Consider the following 23383-nt stretch of genomic DNA (forward strand, 5'->3'; position numbering starts at 1 on the left):
CTGGAGGACCCGTCGCGGGGAGGCGACGGCGGACCCGTACGACACCGGGTGCCGCGGGGACGTAGGGCCGCTCGGCGCCCCTGTCAGGCCAGTGCGGCCAGCGGATCGTCCAGTACCGGCTGCCAGGCCAGTTCCGCCGCGCCCACCAGACTGTTGTGGTCCAGCGTGCACGGCAGGATCGGCACACTGCCACTCCGCCCCCACAGGCTGCGGTCGGCGACCACCGCACGCAGCCGCTCCGGATCCGCGTCGAGCAGGGCGCGGTGCAGTCCGCCGAGGATGATGCGGTCCGGGTTGAGGATGTTGACCAGACCCGCGAGCCCGAGGCCGAGCCGGTCGATCAGTTCCTCGGCCGCGCCCCGTACCGCCGCGTCCTCGTACTCCGTGCGCAGCAGATCGCCGGCCTGCTTGAGCAGCGACTCCTCCGGACCGGGTTCGCGGCGGGCGGCGACGAGGAAGGCCAGCGGGTCGGTCTCGACGTCCAGGCAGCCGCGCCCGCCACAGTGGCAGGGGCGCCCCTCGGGGTTCACCGTGAGATGACCCACCTCCAGCGCGAGTCCCGAACTCCCGGTGTGCAGGCGGCCGTCGAGGACCAGGGCGCCGCCCACTCCCCGGTGGCCGGTGGCCACACAGAGCAGATGCTGGGCGCCGCGGCCCGCGCCGTGCCGGTGTTCGGCGAGCGCGGCGAGATTGACGTCGTTCCCGGTGAACGCGGGTCCGGGGATGCCCGCTTCCCGTACGCAGTCGGCGAAGATCTCGCTCACCGGGGCACCGGCCGGCCAGGCGATGTGCAGCGGGTTGAGCGCGGTGCCCTCCGGTTCGGCGACCGCCGAGGGCACCGCGAGGCCCGCGCCGACGCAGCGCAGTCCGCTGTCCCGCAGCAACCGGGCGCAGTCGTCCACCACTTCGCCGATGACCTGCGCCGGGTCCGCCGTGACGGTGACACAGCCGGGTGCGGTGGCGACGAGCCGTCCGCCGAGCCCGACGAGCGCCGCCCGGAATCCGTCGGCGTGGACCTGGGCCGCGATGGCGACAGGTCCGGACTCCCGGACCGACAGCCGGTGCGAGGGGCGGCCCTGCGAGCCGGCCGCGGAACCTGGCCTGGAATCCACCTGGATCAGACCCAGCGCCTCCAGTTCGGCGGCGACCGCGCCGGCCGTCGCCCGGGTGACGCCGAGCTCGGAGGTGAGGACGGCGCGGGTGGGCGCGCGTCCGGTGTGGACCAGTTCCAGCGCGGGTCCGAGCGCGCTGCGGCCCCTCTCCAACTTTGTCCGGGTGGTGGACACCTTGCCGTTCATGGGGGCGAGTCTCCCACGGTCCCGGGGCGCTCCTGACGCCCCGGTGGCGCGACCGTATCGCCGGCAGCCGTCTTGCGCCCGTTGTCGTGGCGCCCCTATGCTGAGTTTGTGCCGCAACTAAACAAACTGCGGACGGCCCTACCGGGGGGACCGGGCGGAAACCCCGCCGCAGCTCCGTCGGCCCGCCTCCGTACCGCCCTGACCGTGTTCTTCGCCCTCGACGGCTTCCTCTTCGCCGGCTGGGTGGTCCGCATCCCGGCCATCAAGCACCAGACCGGTGCTTCCGCCGCCACCCTGGGCCTCGCCCTGCTCGGAGTCTCCGCCGGGGCGGTGGTGACCATGATGTTCACCGGCCGGCTGTGCCGCCGCTTCGGCAGCCATCCGGTGACCGTGGTCTGCGGCGTCCTGCTCTCCCTCGCCATCGCGCTGCCCGCGCAGACGAGTTCGGCGCTCGCGCTCGGCCTGGTCCTGCTGGTCTTCGGTGCCGCGTACGGCGGGATGAACGTGGCGATGAACAGTGCCGCGGTCGATCTGGTCGCCGCCCTGAGGCGCCCCGTGATGCCCAGCTTCCATGGCGCTTTCAGCCTCGGCGGAATGGTCGGCGCCGGACTCGGCGCACTGGTCGCGGGCGGCCTCTCCCCCGCCAGCCATCTCCTCGTCCTCACCGGGGCCGGGCTACTGGTCACGGCGGTGGCCGGACCGGTACTGCTGCGCCACCCGGCACCCCGGCCCGCGGTCGGGGCCGATGCCCCGGAACCGCCGAGGCGGTTGAGCGGAAGGGCCCGTCGGCTGGTGCTGCTGTTCGGTGTGATCGCCCTCTGCACCGCGTACGGCGAGGGCGCGCTGGCCGACTGGGGCGCCCTCCATCTGGAACAGGACCTGAACGCCCGTCCCGGCGTCGCGGCCGCCGGCTACTCGCTGTTCGCGCTGGCCATGACGGCGGGCCGGCTCAGCGGTACGGCGCTGCTCGAACGGCTCGGCCAGACCCGCACCCTCGTCATGGGCGGCGCGACAGCCGCGGCCGGGATGCTGCTCGGGGCACTCGCCCCCACCACGTGGCCGGCTCTCCTCGGCTTCGCCGTCACCGGTCTCGGCCTGGCCAACATCTTCCCGGTCGCGGTCGGCCGGGCCGGTGAGCTGGCCGGGCCCGGCGGAGTGGCCGCCGCGTCGACGCTGGGCTACGGCGGCATGCTGCTCGGGCCGCCCGCCATTGGCTTCCTGACCGACTGGTTCTCGCTCCCGGTGGCGCTCACCACGGTGACGCTGCTGGCCGTCGCCGCCGCGGCGCTGGGGTACGGAGCGCGCAACGCGACCCACGCGCAGATGAGCTGACTCACCGCGCCGGGCGGCCGGACCGCTGGCACCATCGAAGCCATGGATATCACGGACCACATCAAGTCCCTTGCCTCCGAGGGCCAGTTGCTGGCGATGGCCGCGCAGGAGGCGGGGACCGGGGCGCAGGTGCCGACGTGTCCGGACTGGCGGGTGCGCGACCTGCTGCGGCACACCGGGATGGTGCACCGCTGGGCCACCGCCTTCGTCGCCGAGGGCCACACCTCGTACCTCCCCGACATCGGGGAGCCGGATCTGGACGGGCCGGAACTGCTCGACTGGTTCCGCGAGGGGCACGGCCTCCTGGTGGACGCGCTGGAGACCGCACCGGCCGGGCTGGAGTGCTGGGCCTTCCTTCCCGCCCCGTCCCCCCTCGCCTTCTGGGCCCGGCGGCAGGCGCACGAGACCACGATCCACCGGGTGGACGCGGAGTCGGCGCGCGGCGGGCGGCGCTCGCCGGTCCCGGCCGCTCACGCGGTGGACGGGATCGACGAGCTGCTGCGCGGGTTCCACGCCCGCCCGAAGAGCCGGGTGCGCACCTCGGCACCGCGCACTCTCCGGGTACGCGCCACCGACACCGGTGCCGTCTGGACCGTACGGCTCTCGCCGGAGCCGCCGCAGGCCGTGCGGGCGGACGGGGCGCCCGAAGAGGGGGCCGTGGACTGCGAGTTGACCGGGCCGGCCGGGGAGCTCTACCTGACGCTCTGGAACCGGCTGCCGCCCTCGGCGGTCCGTGTGACGGACGATCCGGAGCCCGCCCGGATCTGGCGCGAGAAATCCGGGGTCACCTGGTCCTGACGACCGGCCGGGGCGAGCCGGTGGTCGGCGCGGCGACCGGCTTCCCGGACCGCTCCGACGCCGGACCCGGCCGCGGCCCGTTCCGACGCCGCACTCACTCCCCGGGGCCGTTCAGCATCCGGTCGAGCACCGACCGCTGCAACGGCTTCACCTCGGCATGGCGCTCCCGGCCCTTCGCCGTCAGCTCCACCCGGACGCCTCGCCGGTCCTCGCTGCACATCCCCCGGCGCACGAGCCCGTCCTTCTCCAGCCGCGCGACCAGACGGGACAGCGCGCTCTGGCTGAGATGGACCCGGGAAGCCAGCTCCTGTACACGACAGGCGGATCCGCCATCCTCGGGCGCCCCCTCCGCCAGGACGTCCAGCACCTCGAAATCGCTGGCGCCGAGGCCGTGGTGGTGCAGCTCGCGGTCGAGCTCACAGAGCGTCCTGGCGTGCAACGCGAGGATGTCCCGCCACTCGTCGACGAGCATCCGCTCGGACTTCTTCGCTGCCATGACCGCACGTTAGCAGAGATGAGGCCAATTGTTGCACGGGAATTAAATGCACTTGCATTCAATGCATGCGCATGTACCGTGCTCCTCATGACCTCTTCGCTCAACGTCCCCGATTCCCACGAGCGTTGGAGCCCCCGGCTGTGGGGCACCCTGCTCGTGCTCTGCGCCGCGATGTTCCTGGACGCTCTCGACGTCTCCATGGTCGGCGTCGCACTGCCGTCCATCGCCGACGATCTCGGACTGACCACCTCGACGCTCCAGTGGATCGTCAGCGGCTACATCCTCGGCTACGGCGGACTGCTGCTCCTCGGCGGCCGGGCGGCCGATCTGCTGGGCAGGCGGCAGGTCTTCCTCGTCGCGCTCGGTGTCTTCGCCCTCGCCTCGCTGCTCGGCGGTTTCGTCGACTCCGGGCCGCTGCTGATCGCCAGCCGCTTCATCAAGGGACTCAGCGCCGCGTTCACCGCGCCGGCCGGCCTCTCGATCATCACCACCACGTTCAAGGAGGGCCCGCAGCGCAATCGCGCCCTCTCCATCTACACCACCTGCGCGGCCACCGGCTTCTCCATGGGCCTGGTCCTCTCCGGCCTGCTCACCCAGCTGTCCTGGCGGTGGACGATGCTGCTGCCCGCCCCGATCGCCCTGATCGCCCTGGTCGCGGGCCTCCGGCTGATCCCGCACAGCGAGCGCGAGGACACCCACCGCGGCTACGACCTGCCGGGCGCCGTCACCGGCACGGCCGCCATGCTGCTGCTGGTCTTCACGGTCGTACAGGCTCCCGAGGCCGGCTGGACCTCCGCCCGCACCCTGCTGTCGTTCCTCGCCGTCGCCGTACTGCTCACCCTCTTCATCGCCATCGAGCGGCGCACCGCGAACCCGCTGATCCGTCTCGGGGTGCTGCGCTCCGGGAGCCAGGTCAGGGCGCAGTTGGGCGCCGCGGCGTTCTTCGGCAGTTACGTCGGCTTCCAGTTCCTCGTCACCCAGTACATGCAGTCGCTGCTGGGCTGGTCCGCGCTGGAGACCGCGCTGGCCTTCCTGCCCGCGGGGGTGCTGGTCGCCCTCTCCTCGACGAAGATCGGGGATGTGGTGGACCGGTTCGGGACACCGCGTGTGATCGCGGCCGGTTTCACGTTCCTCGTCATCGGCTACGCGCTCTTCCTGCGGATCACCCTCACCCCGTCGTACGCCGTGGTGATCCTGCCCTCCATGCTGCTGCTCGGCGCGGCCTGCGCACTGACCTTCCCCTCGCTCAACATCCAGGCGACCAACGGGGTCCACGACGACGAGCAGGGCATGGTCTCGGGGCTGCTGAACACCTCGATCCAGGTCGGCGGCGCGATCTTCCTGGCGGTCGTGACCGCGGTGATCACGGCGCACGGCAACGGCGACGGATCACGTCAGGCGGTCCTGGACAGCTACCGGCCCGGCCTGGTCGTGGTGACCGCGGTCGCCTTCGCCGGACTGCTGATCACACTCACCGGTCTGCGGCGCGTCCGGCCCGTTCAGCACACGGTGCTGGTCGCGTCGTCCGAGAGGGACCGGACCGCCGGGGCCGGGGCGACGACCCCCGCACCGAAGGTGTCCGTGCGGGACTGACCACCTGGCGAGGGGGAAGGTGCGGGGCCCGGGGCGCCTGCCCGCCGTACGGGCCCCGCACCTGTGCCCCCGCTCCGTACCGCGCCCTCCGCCGTGTCCGGGTCAGCCGAGCCAGCCCGGCCGGACCAGCCCCGACTCATAGGCGAGTACGACGAGCTGGGCCCGGTCGCGGGCGCCCAGCTTCACCATGGTGCGGCTGACATGGGTCTTGGCGGTGAGCGGGCTGACGACCAGTCGCCGGGCGATCTCCTCGTTGGAGAGCCCTATGCCGACGAGCGCCATCACCTCCCGCTCCCGTTCGGTGAGCCCGCTCAGCCCGGTCGCCGCCGCGGGCTCCTTGGAGCGGGCCGCGAACTCGGCGATCAGGCGGCGGGTGACCCCCGGCGAGAGCAGGGCGTCACCGCCCACCACGGCGCGTACGGCGCGCAGCAGTTCCTCCGGTTCGGTGTCCTTGACGAGGAAGCCCGATGCTCCGGACCGGATCGCCTCGAAGACGTACTCGTCGAGCTCGAAGGTGGTGAGCATGACCACCTTGACCCCGTCCAGCCGGGCGTCCTCGGTGATGGAGCGGGTCGCGGCGAGGCCGTCGAGGCGCGGCATCCGGATGTCCATCAGTACGATGTCCGGCCGCAGTTCACCCACCAGACGCACGGCCTCCGCGCCGTCCGCGGCCTCCCCCACCACCTCGATATCGGGCTGGGCGTCCAGCAGGGCCCGGAAGCCCGCCCGGACCAGGGACTGGTCGTCGGCGAGCAGTACGCGGATCACGGTGTCTCCTCCTGGTGCGCCCCCGTGCCGGACGGCAGCGGAAGCTCGGCCCGTACCCGGAAGCCGCCGCCGGTCCGGGGGCCCGCCTCGATCGTGCCACCCAGTCCGGCGGCCCGCTCCCGCATCCCCGCCAGCCCGTTGCCGCTGCCTCCGGCTTCGCCGTCGGTGGCGGGCCCTTCGTCGTCGATACGGAGCCGGAGGCGGCCAGGTCCGTAGCCGATGCGGACCCGCGCGGTACGCGATCCGGAGTGCCGGACCACGTTCGTCAGCGCCTCCTGCACGATGCGGAAGGCGGCGAGGTCCGCGCCGGGCGGCACCGACGGCCGTACACCGTCGGTCTCGACGGTGACGGTCAGTCCGGCGCTCGCCGCCTGCTCGACGAGTTCGGGGAGCCGGTCGAGTCCGGGAGCCGGAGCCCTGGGGGCGTCCCCGGGGGTACGCAGGGTGGCGAGGACCTGACGGACCTCGCCCAGTGCCTCCTTGCTCGCCGCCTTGATGGTGGTGAGCGCCGCACGCGCCTGCTCGGGGTCGGAGTCCAGCAGCGCGAGGCCCACGCTCGACTGGACGTTGATGACGGAGATGCTGTGGGCCAGGACGTCATGGAGTTCGCGCGCCATCCGCAGCCGTTCCTCGTCGGCCCGGCGCTGCTCCGCCGCCTCCCGTTCCGCCCGTCGGTCCGCCCACTGCTCACGGCGTACGCGGACGAACTCGGCGGCGGCGACGATGGCCACCACCCAGGCCGCGATGCCCAGTTCCTGCCCCCAGGGCGCCCCGTGGTCGTCGGAGGGCGGCAGCCAGCGGTAGAGCCAGTGCACCATCAGGACGTGTCCCAGCCACACCATGCCGACGGCGGACCAGGCGGCCCGCCGGTGCCCGGAGACGACGGCGCTGAAGCAGCCGACGGCGACGGCCAGGAAGACCGGCCCGTACGGATAACCGGCCGCCAGATAGATCATCGCGGCGGCCGAGCTGCCGAAGGCCGCCGCCACGGGGTGCCGGTGGCGCAGCAGGAGCACGGCGACGGCGAGGAAGAGCAGCAGCCGCGCGAAGAGGTCCAGCGGGGCCCGCTCGTCCAGCTGCCCGCGGGCCGCGATGGTCGAACCGATCATGACGACGGCGCCCAGCAGGATCGTCGACGGCCAGGGCATCCGGGCGGCGGAGCCCCCCGGCGCCCCGGTCAGCCACCGCGGCGGTTCGCCGTGCGCCCAGGGGGGACCGCCGCCACTTCCGTGTGAGCGCTGCTCTTCCATGTCGGCCACGCTAGACCGCGCGCCCCGGCAGGGGCGTCAGCCGGGCGTGGTGATCACCCGTACTCCGTGGGGAGTACGCCGCCGGGGGCCGGGCGGGGGTGCTCGGTCACGGCCCGGCCGTTCCCGCCGGCCGTCGTGCCGCCCCGCCGCCGAGCAGACCGACCGTGCGGGCCAGTTCGGTGACGGCTTCCCGGAAGAAGGCCTCCCTGTCCTCCACCACCCTGTGGAACTGTCCGAAGACCTCGAAGGAGATCAGCCCGAACAGCTGTGACCAGGCGGCGATCAGCGGGGTGGCGGCCTGGGGCGGAAGGCCGGGGGCGAATTCGGCGACCATCCGGTCGGCCTCGGCGCGCAGGTCGTCGGCGAGCGGCGGCAGGGCCAGACCGTCCGTGCGGTAGGCGTCCGCGACCACGGCGATCAGGACGAGGCCGACACGGGAGGCGGGGCCGATCGTCGCCTGCGGCGCGGTGTAGCCGGGTACGGGCGAACCGTAGATCAGGGCGTACTCATGAGGGTGGGCCAGGGCCCATTCCCGTACGGCGCGGGTGACCGCGATCCAGCGGGCGACATGGGTGGCGGCCTCGGCGCGGGCGGTGCGGTGGGCGGCCTCCGCGGACTCGCCCACGGAGTCGTACGCGTCGACGATCAGGGCGGTGAGCAGCTCGTCCCGGCTGGGGAAGTAGCGGTAGAGGGCGGAGGACGCCATCCCGAGCTCCCGGGCGACGGCGCGCAGCGACAGCTTCGCGGCGCCCTCGGCCATGAGCTGCTTCTTCGCCTCGTCCTTGATAGCTGCGGTGACCTCGATGCGGGCCCGTTCCCTGGCTCCTCGGACAGTGCTCATGGGCGTCATTCTGCCACGAGAGCAGAGCACTGACCAATAACAAGAGCACTGCTCTTGATTTTGAGCACCGTTCCCGTGCACACTGATCTCAAGCGAGAGCACCGCTCTCAGAACCTTGGGGAGTCACCATGTCTCAGCCGTACTACCTTCAGGGCAGCGCCCTCAACGTCCGGATGAACGGCATCGTCGGCTGGCTCGCCCGCCGCGGCCTCAGCCTGTTCGGCTCGGCCGAGCTGTCGGTGCGCGGCCGCAAGAGCGGGCAGATGCAGCGCGTACCCGTGAACCCCCACACCCATGAGGGCACGCAGTACCTCGTCTCCGCCCGGGGGCACTCCCAGTGGGTGCGCAACATGCGCGCGGCCGGTGGCGGCGAGCTGCGGGTGGGCCGGAAGGTCCATGCCTTCACGGCCGTGGAGATCGCGGACGACGAGCAGAAGGCACGGATCATCCGCACCTACCTGAAGCGGTGGGGCTGGGAGGTCAACGAGTACTTCAAGGGCATCACCGCCAAGTCCTCGGACGCCGAACTCCTGGCGGCCTGCCCCGACCACCCCGTCTTCCGGATCGCTGTGGAGGGCTGACCGTGCGGTCGGCCCTCCACAGCGCCGGGAGCCCGGCACGGTCCGAACGAAAGGCTCTAGCGGTCCATCGCGGACAGCGCCCGCTGCGCCAGCGGATGCGTACGGACCAGTTCGCCGAGCGAGGTCGTTCCGCGGGTGATCCCGGCGAACGCGTTCCAGGCAGGGCGGAATCCCGTCAGCACCGCGTGCAGCACCCCGGGGCGGCGCTCGAACAGCTTCAGCATCCGGCGCCCGACGCCCATCTCGACACCGAGGCCCGCCTTGATGGCGAACGCGTAGTTCAACGCCTGGCGCCGGGCGTCCACCGCGTCGTGCGACTCCGCGATCCGGACCGCCCACTCACCGGCGAGCCGCCCCGACCGCAGCGCGAAGGAGATCCCTTCGCGGGTCCACGGCTCCAGCAGCCCCGCCGCGTCGCCGCACACCAGCACCCGCCCGCGTGACAGCGGCGAGTCGTCGCTGCGGCAGCGCGTCAGATGCCCGGAGGAGATCTTCGGCTCGAAACCGGCGAGGCCGAGTCGTGCGATGAAGTCCTCCAGGTACCGCTTGGTCCCTGCCCCGTCACCCCGTGCCGAGATCACACCGACCGTCAGGACATCACCCTTGGGGAACACCCAGCCGTAACTGCCGGGCATGGGGCCCCAGTCGATCAGCACCCGCCCCGCCCAGTCCTCCGCGACCGTGGCCGGCACCGGGATCTCCGCCTCCAGGCCGAGGTCCACCTGGTCGAGCTTCACCCCGACATGGGCTCCTATCCGCCCCGCGCTTCCGTCGGCACCGACCACCGCGCGGGCCAGGACCGTCTCGCCGCCGGACAGCACCACGGCGACCGTGCGCCGGTCGGGCACCGAGGCGCCGTGCTGCTCCACCCTCGTCACCGTCGCCCCGGTGCGGAGTTCGGCACCCGCCTTCTGCGCCTCCTCGACCAGCCCCGCGTCGAACTCGGGGCGGTTGATCAGCCCGAAGAGCATCCGCTTGGAGCGGCGGGTCCGCGTCAGTCTGCCATTGAGCGAGAACGTGACCGCGTGGATCCGGTCCCGCAACGGCAGTTCGAATCCGGGCGGCAGCGAATCCCGTGAAAACCCGATGATGCCGCCGCCACATGTCTTGTACCGGGGAAGCTCCGCCTTTTCGAGGAGCAGCACCCGTCGGCCGGCGACTGCCGCCGCGTATGCCGCGGAGGCCCCGGCCGGTCCGCCACCGACTACGACGACATCCCACACGGACGACTCTTCGTGCTCCTGTACGGCGTCTGCGTTCTCGCTGCTCACGATGTGCTTCTGCTCCCGATCCCACCAGTGGCCCATGCTGCTCACGGCATCCTACGGCGCGTTGCTCCCGACCCCCGCTGTGGGAGGATCGACCGTACGTTCGTCCTGCATGCGACGCCGCACACCCGGCGTCCATGTAGCCGGATACGTACACATAACGTCGCACCCACGAGGAGCGTGCCCATGACCGCCCGTCCGATTTCCGAGACCATCGCCTCGCTGATGCCCCGTGCCAAGGCGGAGCTGTCCGAGCTGGTGGCCTTCCAGTCGGTGGCGGACCCCGCGCAGTTCCCGAAGAGCGAGTGCGAGGCGGCGGCCGACTGGGTCGCCGACGCGCTGCGCGCCGAGGACTTCCAGGACGTCGCCCTGCTCGACACTCCCGACGGCACCCGGTCGGTCTACGGCTTCCTGCCCGGTCCGGCCGGCGCCCCGACGGTGCTGCTCTACGCGCACTACGACGTACAGCCGCCGCTCGACGAGTCCGCCTGGCTCTCCCCGCCGTTCGAGCTGACCGAGCGCGACGGCCGCTGGTACGGCCGCGGCTCGGCCGACTGCAAGGGCGGCTTCATCATGCACCTGCTCGCCCTGCGCGCCCTCAAGGCCGACGGCGGCGTCCCGGTCTCCGTCAAGGTGATCGTCGAGGGCTCCGAGGAGCAGGGCACCGGCGGTCTGGAGCGGTACGCGGAGGCGCACCCCGAACTGCTGGCGGCCGACACCATCGTCATCGGCGACACCGGCAACTTCCGGGTCGGCCTGCCGACGGTCACCGCGACGCTGCGCGGCATGACGATGCTGCGGGTCACGCTCGACACCCTCGAAGGGAACCTGCACTCCGGGCAGTTCGGCGGCGCCGCCCCGGACGCGCTGGCCGCGATGATCCAGCTGCTGGCGTCGCTGCGCGCCGAGGACGGCACCACGACCGTCGACGGGCTCGCCACGGACACCGAATGGGACGGGCTCCAGTACCCGGAGGCGGATTTCCGCAAGGACGCCAAGGTCCTGGACGGTGTCGGGCTGATCGGCACGGGTACGGTCGCCGACCGCATCTGGGCCCGGCCCGCCGTCACCGTCATCGGCATCGACTGCCCGCCGGTGGTCGGCGCGACGCCGTCCGTGCAGGCGAGCGCGCGGGCCCAGATCAGCCTGCGGGTCCCGCCGGGCCAGGACGCCGTCGAGGCCACCGGACTGCTGACCGCCCACCTCGAGGCCCATGCCCCGTGGGGGGCCAGGGTCGCGGTGGAACAGGTCGGCCAGGGGCAGCCGTTCCGCGCGGACACCTCCAGCCCGGCGTACACCTCGATGGCGCAGGCGATGGAGGCCGCGTACCCGGGCGAGAAGATGCAGACGTCTGGTATGGGCGGCTCGATCCCGCTCTGCAACACCCTCGACGCCCTCTACCCGGAGGCGGAGATCCTGCTGATCGGCCTGAGCGAGCCGGAGGCGCAGATCCACGCGGTGAACGAGAGTGTGTCGCCCGAGGAACTGGAGCGCCTGTCGCTCGCCGAGGCCCTGTTCCTGCGGAACTACGCCGAGTCCAAGCGGGCCTGATCTCGCGCCACCGGTGCCGCCGTGTCCCTGCGGGCCCCCCGCTCGCAGGGCCCGGCCGGTCCCGCCCCCACGGGTTGGTGCCGGCAGCCGGGTTCGGCGGGCCCGTGCCGTGACCACGGGGACGGGAGCCGGCCGGGCGCCGCCGCGCTACGCGTTCGGCGAAGCTCGCCCAGAGCGTAGACCAGGGACTACGGGCAGTCCGTCCGCGTACGTTCGTGGCATGGATCTCGTCGAGGTACTCCCCCAGCTCCACATGTTCCGCTTCCCCATAGGCCAGGCCTATCTGTGGCGTGACGGGGCCGATCTGACACTGATCGACGCGGGCGACATCAATGCGGCGCCCGCGATCGAGGACGGGGTGCGCAGCCTGGGCCTGGACCCGGGCCACATCTCCCGGATCGTCATCACCCATGGGCACATCGACCACTACGGCGCCGCACAGGAGCTCGCCGACCGGCACGGCGCCGAGATCATGGCCCATCGGCTGGACGCCGCGGTGATCCGGGGCGAGGAGGAGATCGCCGAACCCGTCCTGCTCGACTGGGAACTCCCGCTGTGGGAGCACACACGGACCGTTCCCCCCGCCCCGCCGACCCGGGTCGACCGCGAACTGGCCGACGGCGACGAGCTCGGGTTCGGCCAGGGCGCCCGGGTGGTCCACTCCCCGGGCCACACCCCCGGCTCCATCGGAATCCATCTGCCGCACCACGGTGTGCTGTTCACCGGGGACTGCGTGGCCAGGGTAGACCGGGTGATCCTCGGCGTCTTCAACATCGACCCGGAGCAGGCCATGACCTCCTTCCGGCGGCTGGCCGCGCTGGAGCCGGCCACGGCCTGCTTCGGGCACGGCGACCCGGTCACCCCCGGCGCCGCCGCGGCGATGCGGGCCTCAGTCGACCGGGACCCCGGCCTCCAGATTGAGCACGGCTGACCGCTCACGGGCGCGCAGTGCCCAGCGCAGCCGTTCGTACCGGGTCGGGGGCAGCAGGGTGGCCGCCTCCGCCTCGGTGACGAACCGCCAGCCGCGCAGTTCGGATCCGGGCAGGAGCAGCCGCTCGGCGTCCGACCCGGTCAGCAGCCCGCCGTCGAAGAGCAGCCGCAGGCCGCCGTAGCCGGGCGGCCGGGGTGCCTCCCAGTCGACGACGAGGAGCTTCGGCACCCGGTCCAGACGGATGCCTATCTCCTCGGCCACCTCACGGATCCCGGCCTGGGCCGGTGCCTCGCCGGACTCGACCACTCCGCCGGGGAATTCCCAGCCGGGCTTGTACGTCGGGTCGACGAGCAGCACCCGGTCGTACTCGTCGAAGAGCAGGACGCCGGCCGCCACGGTCTCCGCGGTCGGCTCGGGTGTCTGCACGATCTCGCACGGGGTGGCCGTGCCGCTGCTGACCGCCTCGGCGATCCGTTCGGCCGTTCCGTACGGGGTGAGCGCCCCGGAGTCGATGAGGTGGGCGTCCCGGGTGAGCCAGCCGAGTGCCGCCCGGTAGGGCTCGATGTGCTGGTAGGCCCACTGCCGTACCCGTTCGCTGTGCTCCGGGTCGTCGGGGTACTCCACCCGGTCGGCGATCCGTTGCCGCAGGATCGTTTCCTCAGGTGAGAGCAGCACATGGCTCACCGGGATGCGCCGGGAGGCCAGCCCCCCGAAGATCTCGTCGCGGTACTCCTGTCGCAGCAGAGTCATCGGCACCACCAGCACCCCGGACACCTCGGCGAGCAGCGCCGCCGCGGTGTCCACGACCAGACGCCGCCAGATCGGCAGATCCTGGAAGTCCGTCACTTCGGCGAGTTTCTTCTGGGGCAGCAGATGCCGCAGCCCCGCGCCGATGAGTGCGGGGTCGTAGAAGGTGCTGTTCGGGATCAGATCGATCAGTTCACGCGCGGCGCTCGTCTTGCCCGCACCGAACGCGCCGTTGACCCAGACGATCACGGTTCCCCCTCTTCCGTAGCCCCCTGTGGCTTGCCCGCAACACCCTGCCGCGAAAACCCGGCTGTGGCGATGCTTGTTTCCCGAACGGAACCGTCCGATGCCCGCGGGCCGTGCGCCCGGTCGCATGCGTCCGGTCGTACGCACGGCCGTAACGGGGACGCGGCAGGGTCGTTGGAGCGGACAGCCGACCCGACGACCAGGGGGTGCAGCGTGCTGCGCACAGTGCTTGAGCGGTTTCCCGCGGGAGGGCCACGGGGCAGTTGGCCTGCGGAGGAGTTCGCGGCCGCCCGCCGCTGCGAGGGCGTGGCGGCCGAGGTGGTGATGGATCTGGAGCAGGACGCGTTCCTGGTCGTCGTCCCACAGCAGTCGCCGGACCGGGGCCGCTGAGGCCGGGGCCCGGTCCGGTGCCGGGCCCCGGCCGACCGAACGGGCCGGAACCGGCCCGGGAAGAGGCACCCGGCCTCCCCCCTTTCCTCACCATTCCGTCACCAACGGAGCAGGGGGATCCGCCCCGGGCGGCCGCTGCGGCATCCCCTACCCCTTGCTGGCGCCCAGGGTGAGCCCCGCGATGAAGTGGCGCTGGAGCAGGAGGAAGACCACCAGCGTGGGCAGGGCGACGATCACCGAACCCGCGGCGAGCAGGTTGTAGTCCGTGAAGAACTGGCCCCTGAGGTTGTTCAGTGCCGAGGTGATGGGGAGCTTGTCGCCGTCGGAGATGAAGACCAGCGCCCACAGGAAGTCGTTGTACATCCAGGTGAACTGGAGCGTGCCGAGCGCGGCCAGGGCGGGGCGGCACAGGGGCAGGGTGATCCGCCAGTACTGGGTCCACACGCCCGCGCCGTCGACGATGGCGGCCTCCAGGATCTCCTGCGGCAGGGTGCGCATGAAGTTGGCCAGGACGAAGACGCAGAAGCCGAGCTGGAACCCGATCTGGACGACGACGACGGCCCAGTACGAGTCGTACATCGTCATCGAGTCGGACATCCAGTAGGGCAGCGGGATGCGGTTGAACACCACGTAGAGGGGCGTCACGATCACCTGCTGCGGCAGCAGGTTCCCGGCGGTGAAGAACATCAGCAGGACGAGCCCGCCGCGCATCCTCAGGCGGGCCAGCGCGAAGGCCACGAACGAGGCGAGGAAGAGGGTGACGAGCACCCCCGGGACCGCGATGATCATGGTGTTGACGAAGTACTTCGTCATGCCGGAGTCGGAGAACGCCTGCCGGTAGTAGTCCAGGGAGAGATGGCGCGGCAGCGAGAAGTAGCCGTGTTCCGAGGTCTCGTCGTACGGCCGCAGCGACGCGTACACCGCGAGCAGGAGTGGGGCGAGGAAGGCGAGGGAGACCGCCATCAGGAAGGCGTGGACGCCGATCCGGCCGGGCCGGATCCGGCGCCGGGCGGCGGGGACCGGCGGCGCCGGCGGTGCGACGGGGCGGGCGGGGGCGGCTTGGACGGTCAACGGTTCTTCTCCCCTCGGAGCTCCTGGACCAGATACGTCGCGACGAATCCCAGGGAGACGACCAGCAGGACCACGGCGATGGCGGAGCCGAAGCCGATCCGGCTGGCCTCGCCGATGATGTTGTCGGTGACGAGCACCGAGAGCAGTTCGAGTCCGTTGCGGCCGTGGTTGACGGCGTACACGATGTCGAACGCGCGCAGGGACTCGATGACGGTGATGACGCCGACGATGACGTTGACCGGTCGCAGGGTGGGGAGGACGACGCGGAAGAAGGTCTGGGCCTCGCCCGCCCCGTCGATCGCCGCGGCCTCCTTCAGCGAGGGGTCGACGGCCTTCAGCCCCGCGAGGTAGAGGATCATCACATAGCCGGTGTGCCGCCAGGCGGCGGCGAGCAGCACCATCCAGATGTTGAGGTCGGGGTCGCCGAGCCAGTCCGTCGGTGAATCCGTGTCCCCGAGGACCGCGTTGAGGGCGCCCTGGTCGCGGGAGAAGACCAGCTGGGCGATGAAACCCACCACGGCGAGGGAGAGCACGACGGGCATGTACAGCGTCGACTGGTAGAAGCGGCTGAAGCGCACCCCCCGGTCGATGAGCACGGCCAGCAGCAGCCCGAACGGTGCGGCGACCAGGCCGAGGAAAGCGAGCCAGAGAAGGTTGTGCCGGGCCGCGGGCCAGAACTGCGGGTAGTTGGTGAAGAGGTTCTCGTAGTTCTGCGTGCCGACCCACTTGATGTCACCGATGCCGTCCCAGCCGGTGAAGGAGAGCACCACGGAGGCGAGGGTCGGCCCCCAGACGACGGCGACGTCGAGCAGGACGGGTATGCCCAGCAGCACACCGATGACGGCGAGGTCGCGGCCGGTGAACCGCCGCGCGGCCCGCCGTCCGGTGCGCCGGGTCGAGAGGAACGACACGGTCGGGACTCCAGGTTCGGTCGGATGCCATCGGGGTCGTCCGGGGTCAGTCGGCGGCGAAGATGGTCTTCTTCTGCCGTTCGATGCCGTTCACCAGGCCGTCCACGTCGTTCGGGTCGCTGATGAACTGCTGGATCGCCGGGATCATGACCGTGGAGGAGAAGTCCGGCCTGGTGTCCCGGTCCAGGAACTGGGAGATCTGCTTCGCCCCGGAGACCAGCTCCACGGCCTTCTTCTGGAGCGGTGAGTAGGCGGAGATGTCCGCCTGGTCGCTGACCGCGATGTTGTTCGGGTCGCTCTTCAGGTAGATGTCCTCGGCCTTGCCCGTCGCGAGCCACTTGAGCAGGTCCTTGGCGCTCTCCAGGTTCTTCTTGTTCTTGAGGTTCTTCGACTTCTTGGCCAGCAGGAACCCGTCGATGGGGGCCTCGACCGCGTCCTGCCCGTGCTGCGGGTCGATGACGGGAAAGGGGAAGAAGTCGATGTCGCCCTGTTCCCCTTTGGGGAACTGGGCACCGGGGTGCGGCAGCCCGAGGACGGCCATGCCGGCCTCCTTCTTCTGGAGGCTGTTGGCGGCCTCCTGCCAGGTACGGCCGTTGGCGCCCGGCTGGCAGTACGGCAGGAGCCGGCGCCAGGTGTCGAAGACCTCCCTGACCCGCTTGTCGGTCCAGGCGACTTCCCCCGCCATCAGGCTCTTGTGGAAGTCGTAGCCGTTGGTCCGCATGTCGATGTAGTCGAAGGTGCCCATGGCGGGCCAGCCGTCCTTGTCACAGAAAGCGATGGGGTCGAGCTTGTCCTTCTTCATCTGCTTGGCGAGCGCCACGTACTCGTCGAGCGTCTTCGGTGCCTGATAGCCGCGGTCGGCGAAAAGACTCCTGCGGTGGAAGACGGCCCACGGATAGTAGTAGTACGGCGTGAGGTACTGCTTGCCGTCCGCTCCGGTGGACTGGGCCTTCAGTGCGGCCGAGAAGCCTTTGTAGCCCTGCCAGTTGTCGCTGATGTCGTGCAGCAGCCCTTTCTCCGCGAAGAATTGCATCCGGTTGCCGGCGAACCACATGAAGACGTCGTCCGGCTTGCCCTGGAGATACCGGTTGATGTTCTCCTGAAAGGTGTTGTGGTCGACGGTGTTGACCTTCACCTTCCGTCCGCCCGACTGCGCCTCGTACGCGGCGAAGGCGTCGGCGAACGCCTTCTTCGGAATCGGGTCGGAGGAATTCGATCCCAGGGTGATCGTCTTCCCGTCACCGCCGGGGCCGCTCCCGCAGGCCGCGAGCAGCGCGGGCAGCGCCACGGCTCCGGCGCCAACAGCCGCACCACGCAGCAGACTTCGCCGGGACATCCGATGTCCCGCCACACTGCCCGGAACACCTGACCTGTCGTCATCAGACTGCGTCATGCCCAACTCCTCCGGAGATGCAACCCAACACAACCGAACGTGCGCTTGGATCTCACTCCCAACTGATGGTGCAGTCAAGGGTTTTGACGAGATGCCGGACAACCGACACCGACCCTCTTCCAACAGACTTCAACACGCCCTAACGTAATCGCACGCCTTGGCGTGCACATGCTGTCATCCGATCATGCACGAGTATGGAGGAACGTAACGATGCGTCATCTTCCAACCCGTACAACCCGAACCAGCCGTCGTGGAGTCATCGGAGCGGTGATGGCCGGGCTGCTCTGCGCGGCCGGGACCATCGTTCCCGCCGTCGCGGACTCCCCCGCCCCCGCTCACGCCGTGACTTCGCAGTCCGGAAACAGTCTTGCCCTCACCCCGCCGATGGGGTTCAACAATTGGAACTCGACACACTGCCGGGCCGAGTTCGACGAGTCGATGGTCAAGGGCATCGCCGACATCTTTGTCGAGAAGGGCCTCAAGGACGCGGGCTATCAGTACGTCAATCTCGACGACTGCTGGGCGAAGCCGCAGCGCAATGCGGACGGCAAGCTGGAGGCCGATCCGCGGCGTTTCCCGAACGGGATCAAGGCCGTCGCGGACTATGTCCACTCCAAGGGCCTCAAAATCGGCATCTACACCAGCGCGGGGACCAAGACCTGCGACAGCGTGGGCCTCCCCGGCGCACTGGGCCACGAGTACAGCGACGCACAGCAGTTCGCCGACTGGGGCATCGACTATCTGAAGTACGACAACTGCAACAACCAGGGTATCGACGCCAGGAAGCGTTATACGACGATGCGGGACGCACTGGCGGCGACCGGCCGCCCCATCGTCTACAGCATCTGCGAATGGGGCGAGAACAAGCCCTGGGAATGGGCCGGTGAGCTCGGCAACCTCTGGCGCACGACCGGCGACATCAACGACAGCTGGGGCAGCATGCTGTCGATCATGAAGCAGAACCTGCCCCTCGCGGCGGCCGCCGGACCCGGGCGCTGGAACGACCCCGACATGCTGGAGGTCGGCAACGGCGGCATGACGGACACGGAGTACCGCACCCACTTCTCGATGTGGTCCATCATGGCGGCGCCGCTGCTCATCGGTTCCGATCTGCGCAAGGCGAGCGCGGAGACCTTCGAGATCCTCTCCAACCACGAGGTCGTCGCGGTCGATCAGGACCCGCTCGGCAAGCAGGGCACCGTGCTCTCCTCCGCCGGTGGGCGCTGGGTGGTCGCCAAGGAGATGCGGGACGGCAGCCGTGCCGTCGCCCTCTTCAACGAGACCGGCAGCGCACAGCGGATCGCGACGACGGCCTCCGAGGTGGGACTGCCGCAGGCCGGCGGGTACACCATGCGCGATCTGTGGGAGCACAGGTCGTACAACACCGCGGGCACCGTGGCGGCGACCGTCCCGGCGCACGGCACGGTGCTGCTGCGGGTCTCCGCCGACGACAAGTGGGCCGCACATCCGCCCGCGGTCGAACTCGGCCTGGAATCCACCCCGTTGATCGAGGCCGGACGCACCGCCACACTGACCACGACGGTCACCGGCCTGGGCCGCACCCCCGCCAGAAAGGTCTCGGCCCTGCTCACCGGCCCCTCGGGCTGGCGGGTGAAGGCACTGTCGCCGACCGCCGCACCGGCCCTGCCGACCGGCCGCTCCCTGACCACTCGCTGGCAGGTGACGGCCCCCGCGGGCACCCCGACCGGTGCCTACGATCTGACCCTCGACGCCCGGTACCGCTCACCGGCCGGGGCCCGGGTACGGTCCACCGTCCCGTTCCGGGCCCATGTGGTGGTCGCGCCACCGGCGGGTGACGGCTACCTGAGCGATCTGCCGCAGCTCTCCGCGACCAACGGCTGGGGCCCGGTCGAGAAGGACACCAGCAATGGCGAGAGCGGTGCGGGCGACGGGAATCCGCTGACGATCGGCGGCACGGTCTTCACCAAGGGGCTCGGCGTGCACGCCGACAGCGCCGTCGAGTTCTACACCGGCGGGGCATGCCGCACCGTGACGGCGCAGGTGGGCGTCGACGACGAGAAGGACGCCAAGGGGACGGTCGCCTTCGAGATCTGGGCCGACGGCACGAAGGCGGCGTCGACCGGCGTACTGACCAACGCGATGCCCGCCCTGCCGGTCACCGCCGATGTGAGCGGGGCGCAGGTGGTACGTCTGGTGGTCACCGACGGCGGGGACGGCGTCGATTCCGACCACGCGGACTGGGCCGACCTGCGGATCACCTGCTGACGAGGGAGCGTGGCGGCGACGCCGCGCGCGTCCGGCCGCCGGGCGGGTCCGGGGCACCTCCCCCGAAGCCCGCCCGGCACCGGTCAGCCCTGGACGGCCACCACGCCGCCCGGACCCACCCGAGCCGCCGCGGCGGCCGCGCCCACCAGACCCGCGTCGGTCCCCATCACCGCCGGGGTCACCTCGATCCGCCGGATGAAGGAGAGCGTGGCGTACCGGCGCAGGGCCCGGCGCAGCGGTGCGAAGAGGATGTCGCCCGCACCGGCCACTCCCCCGCCGATCACCGCGATGTCGATCTCGACCAGTGCGGCGGTGGCGGCGATCCCGGCGGCCAGCGCCTGGGCGGCGCGCTCGAACGAGGCGAGGGCGATCTCGTCCCCCGCTCGCGCGGCGGCGGCCACGGCGGCCGCCGATGCGTCGCCGTCCGGGCCGGGCCGCCAGCCGGCCTCCAGCGCCCGGCGGGCGATGTTCGGACCGCTGGCGATGCGCTCGACGCAGCCGCGCGAACCGCACGGACACGGGTCGCCGTCCAGATCCACGCTCACATGGCCGATATGCCCGGCGTTGCCCGTGGGGCCGGGGTGGAGCCTGCCGCCGAGGACGAGCCCGCCGCCGACACCGGTCGACACGACCATGCAGAGCGCGTTGTCGTAGCCGCGGGCGGCGCCCAGCCAGTGCTCGGCGGCCGTCATCGCGACCCCGTCGCCGACCAGCCCCACGGGCAGTCCGCCGACCGTCTTGCCGACCCGCTCCACCAGCGGGAAGTCCCGCCAGCCGGGGACGTTGACCGGGCTGACCGTGCCGGCCGAGGCATCGACCGGGCCCGCGCTTCCGATGCCGACCGCCGTCGCCCGCCCCCACAGCGGCGAGCCGGACAGCTCGTCGAGGACCTCAGTCACGGCCGCCATCACCGTCTCAGCGCTCTCCCGGGCGGGCGTCGGCCGCTGCGCCCGTACGAGAAGTGCGCCGCCGCCGTCCACCAACGCGGCGGCGATCTTGGTACCGCCGATGTCCAGCGCGGCGACGAGGTCGGTATGCATCGGTGTGGCTCCGTGAGTAGGGGGCGGGGACCTGCGGCTTCAGGAAACAGTCTGCCCAGTCTCCATTCAGCTGACAACGTTGTCCAGGGCCTATGCTCGTCGGCACAGCCTCCGGCCGGCTCCGCGGCACCGCCCACGGACCCGCCGGACCGCCCGCACCCGAGGACAGGACAGCGCACCGTGGCCGAGACCGCCCGTCACTCCGAGACCCGTTACGGCAACCGGCCGACCATGAAGGACGTGGCCGCCCGCGCCGGAGTGGGCCTCAAGACGGTCTCCCGCGTGGTCAACAGCGAGCCGGGGGTGACGCCCGACACCGAGCGCCGGGTCCAGGAGGCCATCGAGGCGCTCGGCTTCCGGCGCAACGACAGCGCACGCGTCCTGCGCAAGGGCCGCACCGCCTCGATCGGGCTGGTCCTGGAGGATCTCGCCGACCCCTTCTACGGACCGCTGAGCCGCGCGGTGGAGGAGGTCGCGCGGGCGCACGGCGCCCTGCTCATCAACGGGTCGAGCGCCGAGGACCCGGAGCGCGAGCAGGAGCTCGTGCTCGCTCTGTGCGCGCGCCGGGTGGACGGGCTGATCGTGATCCCGGCCGGTGACGACCACCGCTATCTGGAACCGGAGATCAAGGCGGGCATCGCCACCGTCTTCGTGGACCGCCCCGCGGGCCGCATCGACGCCGACATGGTCCTCTCCGACAGCTTCGGCGGCGCCCGCGAGGGCGTCGCACATCTGATCGCGCACGGCCACCGCAGGATCGGCTTCATCGGCGACCAGCCGCGCATCCACACCGCCACCGAGCGGCTGCGCGGCTACCACGCGGCGATGACGGACGCGGGGACGGAGGTCGAGGACTCCTGGGTGTCCCTCGGCTCGACCGAACCCGAGCGGGTCCGGGCCGCCACCGAGCGGATGCTCGCCGGCCCCGATCCCGTCACCGCGATCTTCACGGGCAACAACCGGGTGACGGTGACGGTGGTGCGGGTCCTCGCCGAGCAGGACCGGCGGATCGCCCTGGTCGGCTTCGACGACATCGAACTGGCCGATCTGCTCGGCATCACCGTCGTCTCCCAGGACGCCGCCGCCGTCGGCCGCACCGCCGCCGAGCACCTCTTCCGCCGTCTGGACGGCGCCGACCACGCCCCGGCCCGGGTGGAACTGCCCACGACGCTCATCCGGCGCGGCTCGGGCGAACTGCCGCCCGCCTGAGCCGCGCGGCTCCCGCGTGGGAGGCGGCTACGGTGCGGTCGCCGTGAGGTCGGCCCGCCGCGGCGAGGCGAACGCGTCCAGCTCCGCGCGCGTCAGCCCGGTCAGCCGGGCGACCTCGGCGGTGTCCAGGGCGCCGCAGTCGATGCCGCGCAGCAGGTAGGAGCTGAGCGCCTTGGCGGTGGCGGGTTCGTCCATGACGTCGCCGCCGGCCTTGGCCACGTACGCCGCGAGCCGGGCGGCGGCCTGCTCCAGGCCCTCGCGGTAGAAGGTGTACACGGCCGCGTACCGGGTCGGCAGATGGCCCGGGTGCATGTCCCAGCCCTGGTAGTAGGCGCGGGCCAGGGCGCGGCGGGTGAGGCCGTAGTGGAGCCGCCAGGCCTCGTGGACCTGGGGGGTGGGGCCGACCGGGAGGACGTTGGTGGAGCCGTCCGAGACCCGTACGCCGGTGCCCGCGGCGGCGACCTGCATGACGGCCTTGGCGTGGTCGGCGGCCGGGTGGTCGCTGGCCTGGTAGGCGGCGCTGACGCCGACACAGGCGCTGTAGTCGAAGGTGCCGTAGTGCAGGCCGGTGGCGCGGCCCCGCGCCGCGTCGATCATGCGGGCGACGGCGGCGGTGCCGTCGGCGGCGAGGATGGACTGGCTGGTCTCGATCTGGATCTCGAAGCCGAGCCGCCCGGCGGGCAGCCCGTGGGCCTGCTCGAACGCTTCGAGGAGCCGGACGAAGGCACTGACCTGCTCGGGGTACGTCACCTTGGGCAGCGTGAGGACCAGTCCGTCGGGAAGGCCGCCGGCCCGCATCAGGCCGGTGAGGAAGATGTCCGTGGTGCGGATACCCCGGTCCCGCACGGCGGCCTCCATGCACTTCATCCGGATGCCCATGTACGGGGCCGCCGTGCCGTTGCCGTACGCCTCGGAGACCAGCAGGGCGGCGCGGGCGGCCGCCTCGTCCTCCTCGGCGTCGGGACGGGGGCCGTAGCCGTCCTCGAAGTCGATGCGGAGGTCCTCGACCGGCTCGCGCTCCAGCTTGGCGCGGACCCGGTCGTGGACGGGCGCGGCGAGCTCGTCCGGGATGCCGAGGACTGCGGCGAACGAGGCCGCGTCGGGGGCGTGCTCGTCGAGGGCCCTGAGGGCCTGGTCGCCCCAGGAGCGGATGGTTCCGGCGGTGAACGCGTCGCCGGGGACGTAGACCGTGTGGACCGGCTGACGCGTGCCCGGGTCTCCCGGGTAGCGGCGTGCGAGCTCGGCGTCGACCGCGGTGAGGGAAGCGCTGATCTCCTCGCTGACCGCACCGGCGAGGCTCGTTGCCACCTTCTCCTGCTGACCCATTTCCACACCCTCCACAGTCACACTGTTTCCGCTTCCCGGAATCAACAATCCGTATAGTGAAGCTATAAGGCTGTCGGACCTGCGTCAATGGTGACC

At 71.4% G+C, this 23383-nt stretch carries 21 protein-coding genes; 9 read left to right on the plus strand and 12 right to left on the minus strand.

Going from position 1 to position 23383, the window contains the following annotated elements:
* Positions 1-83: 83 nt before the first annotated feature.
* The gene (locus tag GA0115234_RS12480; protein ID WP_093540969.1) at positions 84-1298 is read right to left on the minus strand and encodes an ROK family protein; all 1215 of its coding nucleotides are present in this window, start codon (positions 1296-1298) and stop codon (positions 84-86) included.
* Positions 1299-1406: 108 nt separating this feature from the next.
* Here GA0115234_RS12480 and GA0115234_RS12485 point away from each other — a divergent pair, with 108 nt between their 5' ends.
* Positions 1407-2630 (plus strand): MFS transporter, encoded by a 1224-nt coding sequence (locus GA0115234_RS12485; protein ID WP_093540970.1) that lies wholly within the window; start codon positions 1407-1409, stop codon positions 2628-2630.
* Positions 2631-2672: 42 nt separating this feature from the next.
* The gene (locus tag GA0115234_RS12490) at positions 2673-3428 is read left to right on the plus strand and encodes a maleylpyruvate isomerase family mycothiol-dependent enzyme (protein WP_093540971.1); all 756 of its coding nucleotides are present in this window, start codon (positions 2673-2675) and stop codon (positions 3426-3428) included.
* A gap of 94 nt (positions 3429-3522) precedes the next feature.
* Here GA0115234_RS12490 and GA0115234_RS12495 read toward each other — a convergent pair whose 3' ends face one another.
* Positions 3523-3924 carry a MarR family winged helix-turn-helix transcriptional regulator gene (locus GA0115234_RS12495; protein WP_093540972.1) on the minus strand — a complete coding sequence of 134 codons (402 nt, stop codon included), beginning with the start codon at positions 3922-3924 and terminating at the stop codon, positions 3523-3525.
* A gap of 87 nt (positions 3925-4011) precedes the next feature.
* Here GA0115234_RS12495 and GA0115234_RS12500 point away from each other — a divergent pair, with 87 nt between their 5' ends.
* Complete coding sequence (locus GA0115234_RS12500; RefSeq protein ID WP_093540973.1) at positions 4012-5517, plus strand: MFS transporter; 1506 nt, start codon at positions 4012-4014, stop codon at positions 5515-5517.
* Positions 5518-5619: 102 nt separating this feature from the next.
* Here GA0115234_RS12500 and GA0115234_RS12505 read toward each other — a convergent pair whose 3' ends face one another.
* The 3 genes from GA0115234_RS12505 to GA0115234_RS12515 form a co-directional block, all read right to left on the minus strand.
* On the minus strand, positions 5620-6285 hold the full coding sequence (locus tag GA0115234_RS12505; RefSeq protein WP_093540974.1) for a response regulator: 666 nt from the start codon (positions 6283-6285) through the stop codon (positions 5620-5622).
* Positions 6282-7535: a sensor histidine kinase gene (locus GA0115234_RS12510; protein WP_093541007.1), complete on the minus strand. Its 1254-nt coding sequence runs from the start codon at positions 7533-7535 to the stop codon at positions 6282-6284. The genes GA0115234_RS12505 and GA0115234_RS12510 overlap by 4 nt, the downstream gene beginning before the upstream one ends.
* Before the next feature lie 106 nt (positions 7536-7641).
* Positions 7642-8376 carry a TetR/AcrR family transcriptional regulator gene (locus GA0115234_RS12515; RefSeq protein ID WP_093540975.1) on the minus strand — a complete coding sequence of 245 codons (735 nt, stop codon included), beginning with the start codon at positions 8374-8376 and terminating at the stop codon, positions 7642-7644.
* A gap of 128 nt (positions 8377-8504) precedes the next feature.
* Between GA0115234_RS12515 and GA0115234_RS12520 the strand changes: the two genes are divergently transcribed.
* Positions 8505-8957: a nitroreductase family deazaflavin-dependent oxidoreductase gene (locus GA0115234_RS12520; protein ID WP_093540976.1), complete on the plus strand. Its 453-nt coding sequence runs from the start codon at positions 8505-8507 to the stop codon at positions 8955-8957.
* 56 nt (positions 8958-9013) lie between these two features.
* Here the strand turns inward: GA0115234_RS12520 and GA0115234_RS12525 are convergent, their stop codons facing one another.
* A complete protein-coding gene (locus GA0115234_RS12525; protein WP_176729144.1) occupies positions 9014-10228 on the minus strand; it encodes a geranylgeranyl reductase family protein in 1215 nt (404 codons plus the stop codon).
* 183 nt (positions 10229-10411) lie between these two features.
* On the opposite strand from GA0115234_RS12525, the gene GA0115234_RS12530 reads away from it, so the two are divergent.
* Together GA0115234_RS12530 and GA0115234_RS12535 are read left to right on the plus strand one after the other, a co-directional pair.
* Positions 10412-11776 (plus strand): dipeptidase, encoded by a 1365-nt coding sequence (locus GA0115234_RS12530; protein WP_093540978.1) that lies wholly within the window; start codon positions 10412-10414, stop codon positions 11774-11776.
* 220 nt (positions 11777-11996) lie between these two features.
* On the plus strand, positions 11997-12707 hold the full coding sequence (locus tag GA0115234_RS12535) for an MBL fold metallo-hydrolase (protein ID WP_093540979.1): 711 nt from the start codon (positions 11997-11999) through the stop codon (positions 12705-12707).
* On the opposite strand, the gene GA0115234_RS12540 is transcribed toward GA0115234_RS12535, so the two are convergent.
* Positions 12666-13703 carry an NUDIX hydrolase gene (locus GA0115234_RS12540; protein WP_093540980.1) on the minus strand — a complete coding sequence of 346 codons (1038 nt, stop codon included), beginning with the start codon at positions 13701-13703 and terminating at the stop codon, positions 12666-12668. The two genes, GA0115234_RS12535 and GA0115234_RS12540, sit on opposite strands and share 42 nt — an antisense overlap.
* A gap of 210 nt (positions 13704-13913) precedes the next feature.
* Here GA0115234_RS12540 and GA0115234_RS42300 point away from each other — a divergent pair, with 210 nt between their 5' ends.
* Entirely contained in the window at positions 13914-14090 is a 177-nt protein-coding gene (locus tag GA0115234_RS42300) for a hypothetical protein (RefSeq protein WP_176729145.1), read from the plus strand.
* 147 nt (positions 14091-14237) lie between these two features.
* Here the strand turns inward: GA0115234_RS42300 and GA0115234_RS12550 are convergent, their stop codons facing one another.
* From GA0115234_RS12550 to GA0115234_RS12560, 3 genes are read right to left on the minus strand one after another with little or no spacing between them, the layout of a single operon-like run.
* The gene (locus GA0115234_RS12550) at positions 14238-15161 is read right to left on the minus strand and encodes a carbohydrate ABC transporter permease (protein WP_176729146.1); all 924 of its coding nucleotides are present in this window, start codon (positions 15159-15161) and stop codon (positions 14238-14240) included.
* Positions 15158-16072 carry a carbohydrate ABC transporter permease gene (locus GA0115234_RS12555; RefSeq protein WP_093540982.1) on the minus strand — a complete coding sequence of 305 codons (915 nt, stop codon included), beginning with the start codon at positions 16070-16072 and terminating at the stop codon, positions 15158-15160. Before GA0115234_RS12555 ends, GA0115234_RS12550 begins: the two co-directional genes overlap by 4 nt.
* Before the next feature lie 46 nt (positions 16073-16118).
* Entirely contained in the window at positions 16119-17408 is a 1290-nt protein-coding gene (locus GA0115234_RS12560; protein ID WP_093540983.1) for an ABC transporter substrate-binding protein, read from the minus strand.
* A 267-nt stretch (positions 17409-17675) separates the two neighbouring features.
* Between GA0115234_RS12560 and GA0115234_RS12565 the strand changes: the two genes are divergently transcribed.
* Positions 17676-19712 carry an NPCBM/NEW2 domain-containing protein gene (locus tag GA0115234_RS12565; protein ID WP_093540984.1) on the plus strand — a complete coding sequence of 679 codons (2037 nt, stop codon included), beginning with the start codon at positions 17676-17678 and terminating at the stop codon, positions 19710-19712.
* A gap of 83 nt (positions 19713-19795) precedes the next feature.
* Here GA0115234_RS12565 and GA0115234_RS12570 read toward each other — a convergent pair whose 3' ends face one another.
* On the minus strand, positions 19796-20752 hold the full coding sequence (locus tag GA0115234_RS12570) for an ROK family protein (protein WP_093540985.1): 957 nt from the start codon (positions 20750-20752) through the stop codon (positions 19796-19798).
* A gap of 180 nt (positions 20753-20932) precedes the next feature.
* Between GA0115234_RS12570 and GA0115234_RS12575 the strand changes: the two genes are divergently transcribed.
* Positions 20933-21961, plus strand: coding sequence for a LacI family DNA-binding transcriptional regulator (locus tag GA0115234_RS12575; protein ID WP_093540986.1), 1029 nt, complete (start codon positions 20933-20935; stop codon positions 21959-21961).
* Positions 21962-21988: 27 nt separating this feature from the next.
* Here the strand turns inward: GA0115234_RS12575 and GA0115234_RS12580 are convergent, their stop codons facing one another.
* A complete protein-coding gene (locus tag GA0115234_RS12580; RefSeq protein WP_093540987.1) occupies positions 21989-23287 on the minus strand; it encodes a DUF6986 family protein in 1299 nt (432 codons plus the stop codon).
* Positions 23288-23383 lie beyond the last annotated feature (96 nt).

The organism is Streptomyces sp. DvalAA-43, assembly GCF_900091725.1.
In the GTDB taxonomy this organism is placed as follows: domain Bacteria; phylum Actinomycetota; class Actinomycetes; order Streptomycetales; family Streptomycetaceae; genus Streptomyces; species Streptomyces pulveraceus.